At 70.3% G+C, this 14,921-nt stretch carries 20 protein-coding genes; 10 read left to right on the top strand and 10 right to left on the bottom strand.

The window, feature by feature from the left end; translation table 11 throughout:
• Positions 1–10: 10 nt before the first annotated feature.
• The 3 genes from ACWEMY_RS17790 to ACWEMY_RS17780 all read right to left on the bottom strand — a co-directional run bounded on the left by ACWEMY_RS17790 (position 11) and on the right by ACWEMY_RS17780 (position 2,628).
• Positions 11–808 (bottom strand): alpha/beta fold hydrolase, encoded by a 798-nt coding sequence (locus tag ACWEMY_RS17790; RefSeq protein WP_452390906.1) that lies wholly within the window; start codon positions 806–808, stop codon positions 11–13.
• 173 nt (positions 809–981) lie between these two features.
• Positions 982–1,575, bottom strand: coding sequence for a TetR/AcrR family transcriptional regulator (locus tag ACWEMY_RS17785; RefSeq protein WP_452390905.1), 594 nt, complete (start codon positions 1,573–1,575; stop codon positions 982–984).
• A gap of 84 nt (positions 1,576–1,659) precedes the next feature.
• Positions 1,660–2,628, bottom strand: a complete 969-nt coding sequence (locus tag ACWEMY_RS17780; RefSeq protein WP_452390904.1) for an alpha/beta hydrolase — start codon at positions 2,626–2,628, stop codon at positions 1,660–1,662.
• A gap of 377 nt (positions 2,629–3,005) precedes the next feature.
• Here ACWEMY_RS17780 and ACWEMY_RS17775 point away from each other — a divergent pair, with 377 nt between their 5' ends.
• The 3 genes from ACWEMY_RS17775 (at position 3,006) to ACWEMY_RS17765 (ending at position 4,587) form a co-directional block, all read left to right on the top strand.
• Entirely contained in the window at positions 3,006–3,410 is a 405-nt protein-coding gene (locus ACWEMY_RS17775) for a nitroreductase family deazaflavin-dependent oxidoreductase (protein WP_452390948.1), read from the top strand.
• A 132-nt stretch (positions 3,411–3,542) separates the two neighbouring features.
• Positions 3,543–3,974: a hypothetical protein gene (locus ACWEMY_RS17770; protein ID WP_452390903.1), complete on the top strand. Its 432-nt coding sequence runs from the start codon at positions 3,543–3,545 to the stop codon at positions 3,972–3,974.
• A gap of 61 nt (positions 3,975–4,035) precedes the next feature.
• A complete protein-coding gene (locus ACWEMY_RS17765; protein ID WP_452390902.1) occupies positions 4,036–4,587 on the top strand; it encodes a dihydrofolate reductase family protein in 552 nt (183 codons plus the stop codon).
• On the opposite strand, the gene ACWEMY_RS17760 is transcribed toward ACWEMY_RS17765, so the two are convergent.
• Both ACWEMY_RS17760 and ACWEMY_RS17755 read right to left on the bottom strand, forming a co-directional pair.
• Complete coding sequence (locus ACWEMY_RS17760; protein ID WP_452390947.1) at positions 4,584–5,846, bottom strand: DoxX family protein; 1,263 nt, start codon at positions 5,844–5,846, stop codon at positions 4,584–4,586. The genes ACWEMY_RS17765 and ACWEMY_RS17760 overlap by 4 nt on opposite strands.
• A 47-nt stretch (positions 5,847–5,893) precedes the next feature.
• Positions 5,894–6,496, bottom strand: coding sequence for a M15 family metallopeptidase (locus tag ACWEMY_RS17755; RefSeq protein WP_452390901.1), 603 nt, complete (start codon positions 6,494–6,496; stop codon positions 5,894–5,896).
• A gap of 86 nt (positions 6,497–6,582) precedes the next feature.
• Here ACWEMY_RS17755 and ACWEMY_RS17750 point away from each other — a divergent pair, with 86 nt between their 5' ends.
• Entirely contained in the window at positions 6,583–7,257 is a 675-nt protein-coding gene (locus tag ACWEMY_RS17750) for a response regulator transcription factor (protein WP_452390900.1), read from the top strand.
• Positions 7,250–8,368 (top strand): sensor histidine kinase, encoded by a 1,119-nt coding sequence (locus tag ACWEMY_RS17745; protein WP_452390899.1) that lies wholly within the window; start codon positions 7,250–7,252, stop codon positions 8,366–8,368. The genes ACWEMY_RS17750 and ACWEMY_RS17745 overlap by 8 nt, the downstream gene beginning before the upstream one ends.
• Here the strand turns inward: ACWEMY_RS17745 and ACWEMY_RS17740 are convergent.
• A complete protein-coding gene (locus tag ACWEMY_RS17740; protein WP_375927824.1) occupies positions 8,332–8,682 on the bottom strand; it encodes a hypothetical protein in 351 nt (116 codons plus the stop codon). The genes ACWEMY_RS17745 and ACWEMY_RS17740 overlap by 37 nt on opposite strands.
• Before the next feature lie 119 nt (positions 8,683–8,801).
• The gene (locus ACWEMY_RS17735) at positions 8,802–9,224 is read right to left on the bottom strand and encodes a DoxX family protein (RefSeq protein WP_452390898.1); all 423 of its coding nucleotides are present in this window, start codon (positions 9,222–9,224) and stop codon (positions 8,802–8,804) included.
• Between the two features lie 216 nt (positions 9,225–9,440).
• Here ACWEMY_RS17735 and ACWEMY_RS17730 point away from each other — a divergent pair, with 216 nt between their 5' ends.
• Both ACWEMY_RS17730 and ACWEMY_RS17725 read left to right on the top strand, forming a co-directional pair.
• Positions 9,441–9,758, top strand: coding sequence for a GYD domain-containing protein (locus tag ACWEMY_RS17730; RefSeq protein WP_375927820.1), 318 nt, complete (start codon positions 9,441–9,443; stop codon positions 9,756–9,758).
• A gap of 344 nt (positions 9,759–10,102) precedes the next feature.
• Positions 10,103–11,074, top strand: coding sequence for an Acg family FMN-binding oxidoreductase (locus tag ACWEMY_RS17725; RefSeq protein WP_452390897.1), 972 nt, complete (start codon positions 10,103–10,105; stop codon positions 11,072–11,074).
• Here the strand turns inward: ACWEMY_RS17725 and ACWEMY_RS17720 are convergent.
• Both ACWEMY_RS17720 and ACWEMY_RS17715 read right to left on the bottom strand, forming a co-directional pair.
• Positions 11,071–11,346, bottom strand: a complete 276-nt coding sequence (locus ACWEMY_RS17720; protein ID WP_375927816.1) for a hypothetical protein — start codon at positions 11,344–11,346, stop codon at positions 11,071–11,073. The genes ACWEMY_RS17725 and ACWEMY_RS17720 overlap by 4 nt on opposite strands.
• 128 nt (positions 11,347–11,474) lie before the next feature.
• Positions 11,475–12,059 carry a helix-turn-helix domain-containing protein gene (locus ACWEMY_RS17715; RefSeq protein ID WP_452390896.1) on the bottom strand — a complete coding sequence of 195 codons (585 nt, stop codon included), beginning with the start codon at positions 12,057–12,059 and terminating at the stop codon, positions 11,475–11,477.
• Between the two features lie 106 nt (positions 12,060–12,165).
• On the opposite strand from ACWEMY_RS17715, the gene ACWEMY_RS17710 reads away from it, so the two are divergent.
• Entirely contained in the window at positions 12,166–13,551 is a 1,386-nt protein-coding gene (locus ACWEMY_RS17710) for an MFS transporter (protein ID WP_452390895.1), read from the top strand.
• Here the strand turns inward: ACWEMY_RS17710 and ACWEMY_RS17705 are convergent.
• On the bottom strand, positions 13,533–13,850 hold the full coding sequence (locus ACWEMY_RS17705) for a hypothetical protein (RefSeq protein ID WP_452390894.1): 318 nt from the start codon (positions 13,848–13,850) through the stop codon (positions 13,533–13,535). The two genes, ACWEMY_RS17710 and ACWEMY_RS17705, sit on opposite strands and share 19 nt — an antisense overlap.
• Positions 13,851–14,013: 163 nt before the next feature.
• On the opposite strand from ACWEMY_RS17705, the gene ACWEMY_RS17700 reads away from it, so the two are divergent.
• Together ACWEMY_RS17700 and ACWEMY_RS17695 are read left to right on the top strand one after the other, a co-directional pair.
• On the top strand, positions 14,014–14,430 hold the full coding sequence (locus ACWEMY_RS17700; RefSeq protein WP_452390893.1) for a hypothetical protein: 417 nt from the start codon (positions 14,014–14,016) through the stop codon (positions 14,428–14,430).
• 68 nt (positions 14,431–14,498) lie between these two features.
• Positions 14,499–14,921: flavodoxin domain-containing protein (locus ACWEMY_RS17695; protein ID WP_452390892.1), on the top strand; the 423-nt coding region annotated here is incomplete at its 3' end.

Raw genomic sequence — 14,921 nt, 5'->3', positions numbered from 1 at the left:
TACATGACTGTCAAGCGACCGTGGCGACGGCCTTCCACCACGTCACGACGCGCTCGACGACGGGATCCGGAGTGCGGACCCATTCGATGTGCCCATTGCTCGCGCCGGGCGGAACGTCTGCGGCGCGGTAGTCCCAGCGGGTCGCGGCACCGGGCGCGAAGAGCTTGCGGGCGAAGTCGTCGATGCCGGATTCGGGTGCCAGGGAATCGTTTTCCAGCGCGATCACCAGGGCGGGGATGTCGATGGGGTGCTGCGCGGGAAACGGCGGTCGGCCGGTGAGCACCATGCGGGCCCACTCGCGCATCATGGTGCGCGCGCCGGGGGCGCCGAACGCGGGCGGCGGAAGGTAGCCGAACGCCGCGGTCAGTGCCGGGATCATGGCGGCCATGGCGGCGACGTGCAGGCCGTATCCGGCGAAGTGGCGGTGGTGCGGGAGGCAGCCGCCGATCGTCACGAGCCCGTCCACGCCGGGATGGTTGATCACGTGCCCGGCGGCGAGCTGGGCGCCGAGGCTGTGGCCCAGCACGATCACCGGCCGGGTGGGATGGTGGCGGCGGAGCTGGGTCACCGCATCGGTGATGGTGTCGATCTCGTCCGCGTAGGACCAGTCGTGCGCGCGCGCCGCGCGGGGCCCACCGCGCTCGAACCCGCGGCGCGGCAAGGCGTGTGCGTCCCAGCCGTGCTCGCCGAACGCGCGGACCACCGGGGTGTAGAAGCGGGAGCCGATGGCCATCGCCGGTGCGATTAGGATGATAGGGGCCTCGCTGTGCGGGTCCATCGCTGCGCCGATGTCGTCGGTGCTGGTCACTCTGTGCTCCTCGGGGTGTTCACGCTGTCGACCGCGTGCTGCGGAACCCCTAATGTAAGCGCTGAGTACATCGATGGGTGCGGGTGGGTCCTCCGGGCGGCCGGATCGCCCCGTCTGCGCTGGTCCCGGCCTCGATGCCGGTCGGCGTCGTCGTGCGGACGCGCAGCGGGTGGCTACTCGTCGACAGCCGCGGCGGGGCGTAGGTCGAGGATCGAGTTGATCGTCGCGCGGACCCGGTCGGTGAGTTCGCCGGGCGCGCCGACATCGAACTTCCCGTGCAGGTACAGGAACGCCAGGCCGTGCACCAGCGCCCACATCGCGGTCGCCAGCGCTTCCTCATCGGACTCCGGAAAGGCTTGCCGCACAATCGATCGCACGTATTCGTGGATGGCGGTGGTGGCCGCGACCCGCTCGGGGCTGGTGGGGTCGCAGGGCTCGGAGAACATGGCGCGGAAGAGCCCGGGACGTTTCAGGGCGAACTGGATGTAGGCGACGGCGATCGCGGTGAAGTCGTCGGCGTTCGTGGGGGCGGGGTTGGCGGCGACGAGATCGGCCGCGAGTTCCCGGTATCCGACCGCCGCCACCGCGGCCAGCAGGGCGTCGCGGTCGGCGAAGTGCCGGTAGGGCGCCGCCGTAGAGACGCCCGCGCGGCGCGCGGCGGCGCGCAGGGAGAGCTCGCCGCCGTCCTCTTCGAGCAGCTCTACTGCTGCGCGAACGAGCGCGGCCGGGAGGTCGCCGTGGTGATACGGCGCGTTCTGCGGTGCCATGGAGTCAATTTAACAACCACGTGCCGACAGCGATCCGCCTGTCGAGCGGTTCGGGCACCGCAGAACGCCGAATCGAGACCAGGATCAGTTCAGCGCCGTCTTCAGCGCGTCGATGGCGAGGGCACGGGCGACGTTCGCGGCGCGGGTGTCGCGCAGGCTGTCCAGCAGCAGGAAATCGTGGACCATGCCGGCGACCCGGACGGAGGTGACGTCGACTCCGGCCTCGCGCAGTTTGTTGGCGTACTGCTCGCCTTCGTCGCGGAGCACGTCGGCTTCGTCGGTGATCACGAGCGTGGGAGGCAGCCCTTTCAGGTCCTCCAGTGAGGCTTGCAGCGGGGAGGCGTACTTTTCCGCGCGTTGGGAGGGGTCGGTGGTGTAGGCGTCCCAGAACCATTTCATGCCGTCGCGGGTGAGGTAGTAGCCCTCGGCGAACTGCAGGTAGGAGGGGGTGTCGAAGTCGGCGTTGGTCACCGGGTAGAGCAGGACCTGGGCTTTGAGGTCGATGCCGCCGCGGTCCTTGTTCATGAGGGCGAAGACCGCGGACATGCAGCCGCCGACGGATTCGCCGGTGACGGCGATGCGGCTGGTGTCGAGTCCGTGTTCGGCGCCGTGTTGGAGGACCCACTGGCCGACGGCGTAGTTCTGTTCGACCTGGGTGGGGTAGTGCTTTTCCGGTGCTCGGTCGTAGACGGGGAAGACGCCGGCGGCGCCTGCGCCGACGGCGAGTTCGCGGAAGAGGCGGTCGTGGGTTTTGTCGTCGCCGAAGACCCAGCCGGCGCCGTGGATGTAGAACACGACGGGTAGTGGGCCGGTGGCGCCTTTGGGGCGGATGATGCGGGTGCGGACGGTGCCCCATTCGCCGGCGTCGACGTCGACCCATTCCTCGTCGACGTCCGGGCGTGCCACGCCCTCGCCGCGCTGCAGGTCGACCAGGATCTGGCGGCCCTGCTCGGGTGGGACTTCATAGATGCGGGGGTGCGGATCGGTCGCCTCGGCGAGTTCTTTGGCGGCCGGTTCGAGGTAGGGGGTGATCGGGGGCGGAAGCGCGGTCATTCGTCTCTCCCTTGGTGAAGGTCCGGCCGCGGACCGCCCGCCACGGCGGGCGAAAAGTCGACTACGGCAGCTTCTTTCGGCAGGTGGAACGCCGGGAACCAACTTCTGGCAGTTGGTGATTTGCTCGACTGTTGCCACTATTCCCCTTCGGCGACGGGGGTGTCAAGGACCATTGTGATCACCGTCCACATTGCTCGGAATCACGGCTCGATGGGCCGGAGTGTGCGGGTCGTCGACAGCAGATGTTATCGTTGTTTACATAATATCGAGACCAGTTGATGTATACGATGCTTACAGGTGCTGGTCTGTGCCGGATGTGAACGTGGAGACGGGAGGCGAGGGTGAAGAACTCGGTGAAGGACGCCGGTGCCAAACTGATGAATCTGGGGCACCGGATCATTCTGCGCGTCAGCGGCAACAGGGTGCTGGCCAATCCCTTCGGCATGCCGGTCGTCGAACTGCACACCGTGGGACGCAAGTCGGGTCAGCCCCGGTCGTGCTACCTGACCAGCCCGGTGCACGACGAGCAGCGGGTGGTGCTCGTGGCCTCCAAGGGCGGCGACGACCGCGACCCGGACTGGTACCGGAATCTGCGCGCCACGCCCGAGGCGGAACTGGTGATCGCCGGTCGGCGCCGGAAAGTGCGTGCCCGGACCGCGACTTCCGCGGAGAAAGCGGTGCTCTGGCCGCAGATCACGGCCGCCTACAAGGGTTATGCCGACTATCAGAAGCGCACGAGCCGAGACATCCCGGTGGTGATCTGCGAGCTGCTCGGGGAATAGCCGTGCCGACGGCCACGGCTGTCGGGGGCTTCGTGCAGAATGTGATGGTGGATGTTGGACCGAGGACGGAGTTCGGGGTGCTGGTCGCAGTGAGATCGATGGGTGTCGCGACCCCTGTCCGCGGTTAGTTCGATGTCGGATCACGATGCGGGCCGCTACGACGCCGTCGAACGGCTGCGCCGGAAGTGGGAAGAGGCCAAAGCCGAGGACAGCGGGTCCAATGTGGTCCGGTTGCCGCGGCGGCCACGGCGCGGCAGGCACGATATCGGCGACGACGCCCGGCAGCGGCCCTGGGGGTCCGGGGCGGTCGACGATCCGGCGCCCACCCGGCCGGTGACCCGTGCGGAGCTGGAACGCGAATCCGGATCATGGCTGGCCGCGGCGACGCCGCCGGAGGACGGCGAGCGGGAGAACACCGTGGTCGACTTCGAGGCGTCGCGGCGTCGACGCGCCGATTCCGGGGCCAGGGCCGTGCGGCCGAGGGTGATGCCGCGCAGAATCGACAACGGCGAGAAGCGTCAGGGTGGCGAGAGCGATCCGGCGCCCGGCGGACCCGGTCGATAGTCCGCGTCGCCTCCTGATCGAACACCGATGAGTTTCGGACGCGGAGGAGGTCTGCACGGGTATGAGAAAACTGATCTACGGGATCGGCGTGTCCCTGGACGGCTACATCAACGACCGCGACGGCAAGATCGACTGGACCGACCCGGACGACGAACTGCACCAGTTCCACAACGACCGCTACCGCGAGCTCGAGATCGCGCTGCACGGCAGGCGCCTCTACGAGCTGATGGCGGAGTACTGGCCACACGTGCCCGCGGACGCGCCGCCCATCCAGCGCGAATTCGGTGAGCTGTGGACCGCGAAACCGAAGGTCGTGTTCTCGCGCACGTTGCCGGAGGTCGAGTGGAACAGCACCCTGGTCACGGACGATGCCGTCGAGCGGGTGCGCGAGCTCAAGGCGGGCGGCGACGGGATCATGGAGGTCGGCGGCGCGAGCCTGGCGGCCGCGCTCATGCCGCACGGGCTCATCGACGAGTACCAGGTCTACGTCTCGCCGATGATCCTCGGTGGCGGCACACCCATGTTCCCGCCGCTGGATCAGCGCATCCCGTTGCGTCTGGTGCAGACGCGGCATTTCGCGACCGCGGAGCTGCTGCGCTACGTCGTGGCCTAGCGGAAGTAGGGGTAGTCCTGGATCCAGTGGAAGCCGCGGCTGCGCAGGGTGAAGCTGTCCGGGTCGATGCGCGCGAGGGTGATCTCCACCGGACGGTCGTGCAGGGTTCCGCGCAGAGAGAGCTGGTCGGCGCCCGGCCGGTCGGTGGTGAGTGTCGCGAAGGGCCGGGGCGCCGCCTCGGCGGAGAGTTCCAGGTGTCCATCGGGTAGGAAGCCGGATCGGACGGTGATCAGCTCGCCGTTCATGCGCTGGTAGGTCGCCGTGCCGGGGCGATCGAAAACCAGCCGCTGCCACCGGGTTTCGTCGGTGGTGAGCGGCGCGACCGCCGCGCCGTCGAGGACGAACGCGCGGACCTCCCAGATTCCGTACAGCTCGGAGCGGGGGCTGGCGGCACTGTATTGCTCCTGCCAGACGACCCATCGGTCGTAACCGCTGCCCAGGGCGACCCAGAGGCCGAGCGCTGCCACGAGCCAGGCCGCGCGACGATTCCGGCGCGCGTCGGCGAACAGGGCCGGTGCGTGCAGGGGGCCACACGCGCGTTGCCGCAGGAACAGGTCTGTCAGCTGACGCAGATACGGGGCGAGCAGGATCAGGCTCATGACCAGCAGGTGCGCGGAGAGCAGCTTCTCCGGGATGTCGAAGGTCAGGTTCAGCAGCAGGATCTGCGCGGTACTCGCCAGGGCCAGCGCGGCGCCGAGCACCGCGGTCCGGGAGACGAACAGCAGCAGCCCCGCGACGACCTCGACCGCGCCCAGGGTCATCTGATAGGCGGGGGAGCCGCCGACCTGCAACCACAGCACCGAGGCCGGACTCAGCTCGCCGTAGGGCTGGAGCAGTTGCGCCAGACTCGGCGCGGGCATCTGGGTGGGGATGAGCTTGGCGAACCCGAACCCGATCATCTGTCCGCCCAGACACAACCGTAGGAACAGGGCGAACCAGGCCGACAGCCGCGGGGCGGACGTGCGCGCGTCCACGGCCGTCCAGACGGCGGTGCCGACCGTGGCGACGAGCAGTAGGCACAGCACCAGGACCCAGACCGCGGTCTGGTCACCGGCACCCGAATCCGTGCGCAGGGTCGCGTCGACGCCGAAGAACGCGCGCCCCACCCAGCCGGTGAGCGGGTCGGTGAACGGGATGTTCCACGGCCCCGGGTATTCGCGGATCCAGCGGCCCGCGATACCGAGCAGCGCGAACGGGATATAGGTGGTGAGCAGGCAGTACAGGCCGAAGTAGACGACGGCGAACCGGAACGCGACCATCGACGGGCGGCGCCGGTTCGGTGGCGCGACAGGGGTTTCCGTCTCGATCACCACTGCATCCTCGGGTCTTCGGTGGGGTCGGCGTACGGGTCGGGGCAGCCCTGGCCGACGGCCGACGGGCGCAGTTCGTAGTGCCAGGGTTCGTTGGCGTAGGTCTGGCACAGGCCGTAGGCGGCGCCGTGGCGCGAGAGCCACGTCGTGGCGGCGGTGGGGCCGAGATCGACCGCGTCGCCGGAGACGTGCGCCGAGCGGTCGGGGGTGGCGACCCACCGGGCCGCCTCGGTCTCGGAGCCGTACTTCGCGACCGCCTCCCGCAGGAGCCGGCGCTGGTCCGCGGCGGTACGCCAGCCGCTGGTGACGACGACCTCGACGCCGTCGGCACTGGCATCGGTGGCCGCCTGCCGCAGCGCGGCGAGCAGAGCCGGGTCGAGGTTGGTGACGGTCGGGATGTCGTCGGTGAAGACCGTGGCGCCGGGGGTGTCGTGGGGTGCGTCCAGAGGGAGATCGACGAACGGTGTCTTCTCGAGGGCGAGGGAATCCGGCAGCCGGTCCGCGACGATCACGGCCGTCGCCGCGACGGACGCCACGACCGCGGTGCCGATGATCCAGCGGGCCAGGCGGCCGGCCTGTGCTGGTCGGTGAGTTCTCATGCCCCGAGTCAAGAACGGCGAGTGTTGCCGGGCCGTATGCGGTTTTCGATACGCGGACCATATGTACCGGTGCCTAGCATCGGGGTATGCGTGTGCTCATCGTCGAGGACGAGCCCTACCTGGCCGAGGCCATCCGGGACGGTCTGCGCCTGGAGGCGATCGCCGCCGATATCGCCGGTGACGGGAACACCGCGCTGGAGCTGCTCGCCGTCAACAGCTACGACATCGCCGTGCTCGACCGCGACATCCCCGGCCCGACCGGCGACGAGGTCGCCGCGCGGATCGTCGCCTCCGGCCGCGGGACGCCCATCCTCATGCTCACCGCCGCCGACCGGCTCGACGACAAGGCCAGCGGTTTCGAGCTCGGTGCCGACGACTACCTGACCAAACCGTTCGCGCTGCGCGAGCTGGTGCTGCGATTGCGCGCGCTCGACCGCCGCCGCGCCCATCACCGGCCACCGGTGCGCGAGATCGCGGGTCTGCGGGTGGACCCGTTCCGGCGCGAGGTCTATCGCGACGGCCGCTACATCGCGCTGACCCGCAAGCAGTTCGCGGTGCTCGAGGTGCTGGTCGCGGCCGAAGGCGGGGTCGTGAGCGCCGAGGAACTGCTGGAACGGGCGTGGGACGAGAACGCCGACCCGTTCACCAACGCCGTGCGGATCACCGTCTCGGCCTTGCGTAAACGCCTGGGCGAGCCGTGGATCATCGCCACCGTCGCCGGAGTCGGCTACCACATCAGTGAGGACGCCGGGCATGGCTAGGGTCCCGGGTCTGAGCGTGCGGCTCAAGCTCACCCTGAGCTACGCGGGATTCATCATGGTCGCGGGCGCACTGGTGCTGGCGGCCGGGCTCGTGTTCTACCTGTACTTCCTGCCCAACGGCTGGATCTATGCCCCGACCGGGGAATTCCTGATCGACCGTTCGCTGCTGCTGCGCTCCTTCGCGCCGTTCATGGCGGTGGCTCTGCTGTGCCTGCTGGTGTTCGGGCTGCTGGGTGGCTGGCTGCTCGCGGGCTGGATGCTCGCGCCGCTGGCGCGCATCACCGCCGCGGCCGGGGCGGCCGCGAACGGCTCACTGGCGCACCGGATCCGGCTGCCGGGCCGCCGCGACGAATTGCGCGATCTCGCCGACACCTTCGACACCATGCTGGCCCGGCTCGAGGCACACGTCGGTGAGGCACAGCGCTTCGCCGCCAACGCCTCCCACGAACTGCGCACCCCGCTGGCGATCACGAGAACATTGCTGGACGTGGCCGCCGCGGATCCCGGACACGACAGCGCCGAACTGGTCGAGCGGCTGTCGGCGGTCAACGCCAGAGCCATCGACCTGACCGAAGCGCTGCTGCTGCTCAGCCGGGCGGGCAGGCAGTCCGCCACCGAACTCGTCGACCTGTCGCTCGTCGCCGAGGAAGCCGCCGAAACGCTGCTCCCGCTCGCCGAAGGACACGGCGTCACGCTCGACACCACCGGCGAGCGCGCCCGCACCCTCGGTTCACACGCCCTGCTGCTACAGCTGACGACCAACCTCGTGCACAACGCCATCGTCCACAATGTGCCCGAGCGGGGCACGGTGTGGGTCGCCACCGGCACCTACCCCGGCGGTGTCGCGCTCACGGTCGAGAGCACGGGGCCACCGCTGCGCCCGGAACTCGTCGCGATTCTGGTGGAACCGTTCCAGCGGGGCTCCGATCGTGCCCGTGCCCACCACACCGGCGTCGGTCTCGGCCTGGCCATCGTCGACAGCATCACCCGCGCGCACTCCGGGACGCTGACGCTCACACCGCGCGCGGCGGGCGGGCTCCGGGTCACCGTGTGCCTGCCCGCGTCCGGCCGGGCTCAGTTCGGGAGCGTGCCCGCGCCGATGGCCAGGTAGGCCGTCATCGAGACGAGCAGGAACCAGCCCGCGCCCTGCCACGGCCGCCAGCTCCGGTCGGCGCGGAACCGCAGGAAGGTCTGCACGAGCGCGCCCAGGCCACCGGCCAGCAGGACGAGGGCGGGGCCGAAGAGCACGGCCGTCTTGGCCGCGTCGTCGCACAGGCGCGACTCCGCGGCGGCGCAGGCGTCCCGGTTCGCCGCCCATACGGTGGCGAGTACGCAGACCACCGCGGCCACCGCGATCACCGACAGGCCGTAGATCACCGCCTGCCGGAAGGTCCGGTCGCCGGGTTCACGCAGGTCGTCGGCCAAAGCGGGCACCTCCCGGGCACTGGGCTGCGGGTCGTCTCTCCATCAGAGCACACGACACGCGAACGCGCGACGATCACCGGACGAGGGGTCCGGTGATCGTCAGCGCGCGGGTCGGGTGGTCACCGGGTGCGCGCGGGGAGGGTGCCGCGGCGCTCGTAGGCGATCCAGGCGAAGATCGCGGCGAGCACCAGCGGGAAGATCGCCATCTCCGGATGGCCCGCGATGAACGCCTGGGTGGCGGCGGCCAGCACGGTGAGCACCGACAGTCCGGCGGCGGCCAGGGCGCTCAGACGCGGCACCATCAGGCCGATACCGCCGGCGACCTCCACGACGCCGATGAAGACCAGCAGCCCGAGCGGGATGGTGAGATTCTCCGGCGGGTTCTCCATCAGGGTGCGCGGGATGACGAGCTTCGGGCCGCCCGAGGCGATCACGAAGAACAGGCCGAGCACGATCTGCAGGGTCCACAGGAAGCGGTTGCGGATCTTCCCGGGGCGGTAGGTGGTGGTGTCGGTGAGGGCGGAGGCGGTGGCGGTGGTCATGTCGTGTCCTTCGGATCGGTGCGCCGGGTGGGTGGCGCGGTTATCGGTAAGGACGGGGCGTCATCGCGGAATTCATCGGCGAGGGCGAGGAATTTCCGGCGGGCGGGTATCACCGCAGTTGCGGAGGCGCATCGAAGCGGCGAAGGCCCCGTTTCCCGGCGCCCGGCGGGCCTAGGCTCGGCCTGGCCCCGATCGACTCAGCCGAGGAGGTTCGTCATGCCGAAGTACCTGTGGCGCGTCAGCTATCTCCAGGACGGGGCCGAAGGGCTCCTCGCGCAGGGCGGCAGTGCGCGCCGCGCCGCGATCACCGAGATGGTCGAGAGCGTTGGCGGCGAAGTGGAGGCCTGTTACTTCGCTTTCGGCGAGGACGACCTGTTCGTCATCGGCGACGTCCCCGACGATGTCGCCGCCGCCGCGCTCGCCATCCGCACCGCGGCCGCGGGCGCCGCCGTCTCACACACGATCGGCTTGCTGACACCGGAACAGGTCGATGAGGCCGTCGCCAGGGAAGTCACCTACCGGCCACCCGCGTAATCTGACCGGAATTCCGCGATATCCGGCGCTGAATATTCTGGAGTGGCACAGCCCATACCGGACGAGCGATGGTGTCCGGGAATACGTGCTGATGCTATTCGCCCTGGCCGGGGCGGTGCGCCGGTGTTGTTTCGGTGGACGGAATTCGGTGAGTGTGCTCACAGGAAATAGTCCTTTCGCGGTGCCGATCCGGTGTTCTACCGGTGCTACCGCGAATTCGGCACGGCGAAGTTGAGAATTGTCTGTGTATTCCGGTCCGGGCTCTTCGGAAGCATTCAGTAAGGTCGTTCATTGTGACGGCCTGACGATGCGGCCGCGTAGGGGATTCGGAAGGAGTGCGGAGAATGAGTCGTTCGGGGCCTGGATACGACGCGTGCCGGGACGCGATCGAACTCGCCGTGCGTGCGCCGTCGGTGCACAACACCCAGCCCTGGCGCTGGCGGGTCGGCACGGACCGGGTGGACCTGTTCGCGGACTTCGGTGCCCGGCTGACGGCCACCGACCCCCTGAACCGCGCCCTCATGGTCAGCTGTGGCGCGGCGCTGCATCATCTCGATGTCGCCTTCGCCATGCTCGGCTGGCGCGCCGAGATCCAACGCCTGCCCGATCCCGACAGGCCCGACCATCTGGCCACCGTCCGCCTCACACCCCAGCCGCCCACACCCGCCGACATCCGGCGGGCCGCGGCCATCCTCGAGCGCCGATCCGATCGGCGCCGATTCCCCGGGCCGCCGGTCGCCCCCGCCGACCTGCGCGCGGTCTCGCGCTGCGCCAGCCGGTACGGGTCGGCGGCCCGCCACGTCCCGGACCGGCTGCTGCCCGACCTGGCCGCGCCCATGCGCCGCGCCGCCGTACGGCACGCGGCCGACCCGGAGTACCTGGCCGAGCTCGCCCAGTGGAGCGGCTGCCACGGCGCCTCCATCGGGGTGCCCGCCCGCAACGCGCCCGCCGCCCGGCCGTCCGACGACATGCCGGTGCGCACCTTCGCCGGCACCGAACTGCGCGAATTCACCGACGCGCCCGATTCGGCGCGCTGGCTCGTGGTCTGCACGCCCAGCGACCACCGGCTCTCGCAGTTGCGCGCCGGCGAGGCGACCAGCGCCATGCTGCTCGAGGCGACCGCCCGCGGACTGGCCACCAGCCTGCAGTCCGAGCCGCTGGGCATGCTGGACCTGCGCGACGAGATCCGCTCCACCGTGCTGCAGCGCTGCGCCTACCCCCACGTCATGATCCGGGTGGGCGCCATGCCCTACGCGGCGGCGCCGCTCGAGTCGACGCCGCGACGCCCGGTCGACGAGGTCCTCGAGGCCGCCTAGCTGTCGAGGTGCAGGGCCGGGACGCGGATGACCGCCCACACCGCGAGCGCGGTGGCGGCCAGCACGTGCAGCAGATAGGCCGTGCACACCGGCACGATCCCGTACTCGGCCATCCACTGTCCCAGCGGAATCAGCGCGACGAGGTCGGCGGCGAGCATGAGCAGCGCCAGCAGCAGCGCCGGTGGCGCCCACGCGGGCACCGGTTCCGCTGTCCCGGGCGGTGTTTCGGCTGCGGGGGTGGTCGCTGGAATCGAGCCGGGGCGAGCGGGCATGTCGGTGACCATGGCGTCCTCGGGATTCGGTGCGGGTGCCGCGGATTTGCTGACCTGTCACATGTTCGAGACGACGCCCGATCCGGATCGGTCGCACCGCGAAAGATCCCCGGCCCAGCCGCCCGGGATCACGGCAGCGGTCGGTCCGGCGGCCGGACGACCCGCGCGACGGGCTTGTGGCCGTGCGGACCGAACAGGTGCAGGATCTCGACGGCGTCGCCCACGGGTCCGAACCAGTGCGGGATCAGGGGATCGAACTCGGCGGTCTCGCCCGGGCCGAGCAGGTGTTCGTCGTCGCCGAGCAGCAGCCGCAGCGTGCCCGCGAGCACGAACAACCAGGCATGGCCCGCGTGGGACACCAGGCGCGGTTCGCGGGGGCCGAGCACGTGTTTGAAGACCTGGACACGTCCCGGGTAGCCGGTCAGCGGCACCACGACCCCGCCGCTGGCATGGTGGTGCGGGCGCAGGTGCATGCGTGGATCGCCGGTGTCGGGTGCGGCCACGAGCTGATCCAGCGCCACCCGGTAGAGCTTGGCCAGCGGGAGCAGCAGGTCGAGGGTGGGCTGGCGGTGGCCGGTCTCCAGCCGGGACAGCGCGCTCACCGACAGGCCGGTCCGCGCGGCGACGGTCGCCAGGGCGAGTCCCCGTTCGCGGCGCAGTGCCCGCAGCCGAGGGCCGATGGCCGCCACGATCTGCGCCGTCTCCGCATCCATGACGCCATGTTTGCAGATTCCGCAAAACCGCTGGGACCGCTGGTTGTCCACTCGGCACCATCGACGCGACCCGGCGAGCGGCCGGACGTGGTGGAGAGGTGGTCCGGTGACGGAGACGATGACGGCGGGGAGGCCCGCGCCGAGCGCGCGCAGACGGTGGACGGTCCTGGCGACCTGCGCGCTGGCCCTGTTCCTGGTGGGGCTGGACACGACGATCGTGACGGTGGGCCTGGCCGAGATCGGCCACGGTCTCGGCGTGGAGCCCGACCGGCTGGCCTGGGTCGTCGACGCCTACACCGTGACCTTCGCGAGCCTGCTGATCACCGCGGGTGCCCTGGCGGACCGCTTCGGCAGGCGGCGGGTCTTCCGGATCGGGCTGGTCGTGTTCGCGACCGCCTCGCTCGCGTGCGCGCTGGCGCCGTCGCCGGGATTCCTGGTCGCCGCCCGGGTGGTCCAGGGCATCGGCGCGTCGATGCTCACGCCGGTGGCGCTGGCGATCGTGGTGAACGCGATGCCCGATCCCCGGGAGCGGGCCAGGGCGATCGGTGTGTGGGGAGCGATGTTCGGGCTGAGCATGGCGGTGGGCCCGGTCACCGGCGGTGCGCTGATCGCGGTGCTCGATTGGCGGGCGGTGTTCTGGATCAACGTCCCGGTGGTCGTGGTGGCGCTGCTGCTGGTGCGCGCGGTGGTGCCCGAATCGCGGGCGCAACGGGCGCGGCCGCTCGACCTGCCCGGGCAGGTGCTGCTGGTCGTGGTGCTCTGGATCGCGGTGGCGCTGCTGATCGAGGGCCCGCGTCTCGGGTGGACCGCGCCGGTGGCGATCGCCGGGTACGCGCTGCTGATCGCGCTGACGGTCACGTTCGTGCGGGTGGAGTCGCGCAGCGGGGCGCCGCTGATCGAACCGGGCCTGTTCCTGGTCCCGCGCTTCGCCGGGGCCATCGTGGGCGCGGTCGCCGTCTTCGTCGCCTTCAGCATGACCCTGCTGCTGACCACCCTGTTCCTGCAGGGCGCACAGGGCTGGAGTCCCGCCGCGGCCGGTGCCGCCACCCTGCCGATGGCGGTCGCCGCCACGGTCTGCGCGCCGCTGTCGGGATATCTGGTCGGGCGGCTCGGCCCCCGGCTGCCGCTGCTGCTGGCGGGCGGCTGCCTCGGGCTGGGCGGAATGCTGCTGCTCGGGCTCGGCACCGGGATGAACCTGCCGCTGCTACTGGTCGCCTACCTGCTGATCGGAGCCGGGGTGGGTTTCGCCAACGCGCCCATCACCGACACCGCCGTGGGCGGACTTCCCCCGGAACGGGCCGGAGTCGCCGGGGGGACGGCCTCCACCGCCCGCCAGCTCGGCATCGCCCTGGGGGTCGCGCTGGCGGGCAGCCTGGTCGCCGATGTCGACCCCGGCCGGTTCGCGGCCGCCGCGGTGCCCGGCTGGGTGATCGTCGCCGTCTGCGGCGTGGTGCTGCTGGTGGTCGCCGGGTCCTACCGGCGCGCGTCCTGACGCAGCGCGGGCCGCGCCATCCAGTCGGGGCTGTCGATCGTGGCGACACGGACCTCGCCGGCGATCTTCTTCAGCACCCCCGGCTCGAAGAGCTCCCGTGAACTGCTGGTGATCGTGCCGGTGGTGTCGAGCACGGCGCCCCAGCGATCGGCCAGGCGCGCGTTCACCGCGTCGACCACCTGACTGCGCACCCGATCCCAGCTCAGCGCAGGGGGAATGTCGTGCACGGTTCCGGTGCACAGCCAGTCGTCCAGCGTCATCCCGAACAGTTCCGGCCAGTCGTCGGTGTAGGTGGTCATCGCGCTCCTCGTCGTCGGTTGCCCGACGATCGTAGGCCCGTCATCCGAAATCGACAGCAGGGCAGGGGTATTCGCGCGACTCGCGTGAGATGGGTGTAGGTGGGGGATACGGGTGGTACGACTGTCTGGACCGGGTTCAGCCATCCAGAGGGAAGGAACGCTCATGTCGCTCGGCGGGAAGAAGCTTCGATCGGTGGTCGTCACGGCGGTGCTCGCGGGGTCGGGACTGGCGGTGGCGCCGGTCGCCGCGGCCGATGCCGGGCTGCTCGGCGACGCGATCACGCTGACCAGCGCGGGGGTGTGCGTGGGGCACATCCACTTCGAGACCGTCTTCGGGACGGAGACCCCGTACTTCGGCCTGGTCAGCGCGCTGCACGGGCTCGGGCCCTGTTCGGTCGAGGCCGCGGTGCACTGGCGCAATCTCGACACCGGTGCCAGTGGCACCGTGCGGCACCGGATCTACGGAACCGGCGGCACCCAGATCGAATTCGATCCGGGGGCGGGACACATCACGGGCACGATCACCACCGACGCGCCGCACAAGCCGGGATCGTTCGAGTTCCAGCGGCAGACGCCGTAGGGAATCCCTTGCGGCCGAGGGCGCGCTAAGGTAAGCCTAGGCTTATCCGTCGCGTGAAAGGAATCTCCTTGTCCCTCGTGATTCTGTTCGGGTCCGAACTCGGTACCTCCGAGGCCGTGGCCGAGCACCTCGCCGATCAGGTCGCCTTCGACGGCGCGGTGTCGGTCTACGACATGGCCGACTTCGACCCGCGCGATCTGGACGGCGTGGAGTTCTTGATCGTCGTCTGTTCGACTTACGGCGACGGCGAACTGCCCACGGCCGGTGAGGCTTTCTTCGACCGCGTCGAGATCGTGCGGCCGGATCTCACCGGCCTGCGCTTCGCGGTCTTCGGCCTCGGCGATTCGGTCTACGGCGACACCTTCAACCGCGGTGGCGAGCTCGCGGCCGAGAAGCTCGCGGCGCGCGGTGCGGTGCAGGTGGGCGAGCACGCCCGCCACGACGCCTCGACCGAGATCAAGCCGCGCGAGCTGGCGAGCCGCTGGGTGCGG

It is taken from the genome of Nocardia sp. NPDC004415 (genome assembly GCF_053602435.1).
Note: the sequence above shows the minus strand (reverse complement) of the source record. Positions and strands in the feature narration are given on the sequence as shown.